Annotated in this window: 1 protein-coding gene; it reads left to right on the top strand. The window is 71.3% G+C overall.

All coding sequences use genetic code 11. From position 1 onward, the window contains the following. Positions 1–1,578: 1,578 nt before the first annotated feature. Positions 1,579–1,962, top strand: a complete 384-nt coding sequence (locus ACLWS4_RS37015; RefSeq protein ID WP_416876423.1) for a hypothetical protein — start codon at positions 1,579–1,581, stop codon at positions 1,960–1,962. Positions 1,963–2,083: the final 121 nt, after the last annotated feature.

The following is a 2,083-nucleotide window of genomic DNA, read 5'->3' as shown; positions in this document are numbered from 1 at the left end:
GGGGGGCGGAAGCCTGCGGCTTGAGCAATCGCTGGCGCGATTGCGGCGGTGCTGACGCACCGCCAGGTGCGGGGGTGCCGGCTGCGCCATCACCGTGCGTGGTGTTGGCCTCGGCTGCGCCTCGGCGAGTGGGTGGATGGTTAGGGGTATTCGCCTGCGGCGAATACGCGGGGTTGTGCTGGCTTGTTGGGGTGGGCGTGGGGCGTCGCTGCGCTCCGCCCCGTCGTGGCATTGTCCCGGGCCTACGGCCCGTCAATCGGTCGGCATTCCGGTCCTGTTGGAGCAGTGTTTTCACGGCCCTACGGGCCGGTTTGCTGGCAGGGTTTCCCGGGCTGCGCCCGGGGGTGAGCGTTGACGATGTGACGCGGAATTCGGGTAGTGGCCCATCCCTTCGGGGAGGCGGGGTGCCGGCCGGGGCCCACGGCGTTGACGATGTGTCGTGGACTTCGGGTATCAGTCACAACCTCACCTTTGGGCGCCCTCCCCGGTCCCGGCCGATGGGGTACTCGGGGCGCGGTTTCGCCTTGTGGTTGCTGGGCCTGCGGCCCTCGGGAGGCGTCTTCGGGCCGCCGGTCCGGCCCGGGCCTCCCCCGCCCCGGGTGGCGGGCCCTCACAGGAACCCGGCGCGGCGGCCCCTGACGGGCCTTCGCCGCAGACTCCGGGGCGGAATCCGAAGCGAATCCGGCGACGCCCTGAGCGCGTTCTCTGGAACGCCATACAGACCTGTCCCGCCCATCCCCAGGCGGGCACGAGACGCGAACATCCCAACATCACGGCAACCATCCATCCAGGCCCTATTGGGCGACACTCCAAATGAGAATTTGAATTCCCTTCTACTCCCTTTCGGGAGGCAATCAGAAATTCCGCTAGGTGCAGCGACATAAAACGAACCCAGGCACGAAGAAAAGGGGCCTGCGGCCCTCCATGCCGACACGGCGACCACCCTTCCAGGCCACCCAGGAAATCCCCTGCGTGGCGACACCAAACCGAACACCGAACCAAGGGGCGGCAGCCAGGACGGCGGCCAGGGCGAGGCGCAGCAGGGCGCGGCACCGGGCGGGCCAGACGGCCGAGACGGGCGCAGCGGGGCAGCCGGGCGGCCGCCGAGGCCGGCGGGCAGGACGGCCACGTCGGGCGGCAGCGGGACGGCCTGACGGCCGACCAGGACGACCACCAGAACCGCCCCGACAACGGACCAGCGGGACACGGCACCAGGCCGGGCGGGCGGCACGGCGAGACGGCCGGGAACCGCCAAGGCCGGCCAACCGGCGCAGCCGGGTGCAACACGCCCACCCACCCCCGCTCCCGGCCACATAGTGCCTGGTCAGACCCACAACACAGCCCCGCGTCGCACCCCTCCGCAACACCGCGTTGCACCTCCCCACCCGCCACCAGGCCACCGGCCACCCATCGCCGAGCACCACCACCAGGACCAGCCCGCCCGGGAAGGCCGGTCTTCCCGGCGCCCCCGGCCGTACCCCGCCGCCCAGGACGGCGGCCCGGACCACCGGCATCCGGCGGTCGTCGGCCCGGGCGACGCCCTTCCGCTCCGTGCCGTTCCTGTGCTGCCATACCGGGATGACTGACACCCAATTCCCCCGGCTCAAGCACGGCTCCGATGCCTGGTGCGCGGCTCGAGACAGCATGGTCGAGATCATCAAGGGCTGGGCGGCTGACGGCCGCACTGACTACTACGGCACGCTAAGCGAGTCGCTGAGGGATGCAGGCTTCTCGGTCCCGCCTCGCGGCACGCTGATGAGCAGCCTCCTGGAAGCCGCATGCCGGGTTGAAGCCGACAGAGGCGTTCCGGTCATGCTGACCGCCATCGTGGTGAACAAGCAGCACCAGCGGCCATCCGAACAGTTCGAAGTGCTCGCCAAGACCGCGCCGTTCCAGCGCGGAGACGAACCGGGCTGGAGCTGGGAGGCGGAGAGGGACCGGGTATTCGCCCACTACCGCTGACCCACGACGAACCGGCCAGCGAGAAGGACCCCGCAGCGCAGCGAGGCCCGGACGGCCCCGGACGGCGGTCCCGGCCCGGACGGCCCCGGACGGCGGTCCCGGCCCGGACGGCCCCGGACGG

The organism is Kitasatospora sp. SC0581 (assembly GCF_048159585.1).
In the GTDB taxonomy this organism is placed as follows: domain Bacteria; phylum Actinomycetota; class Actinomycetes; order Streptomycetales; family Streptomycetaceae; genus Kitasatospora.
This window is presented reverse-complemented; position numbering and strand designations above follow the sequence as displayed.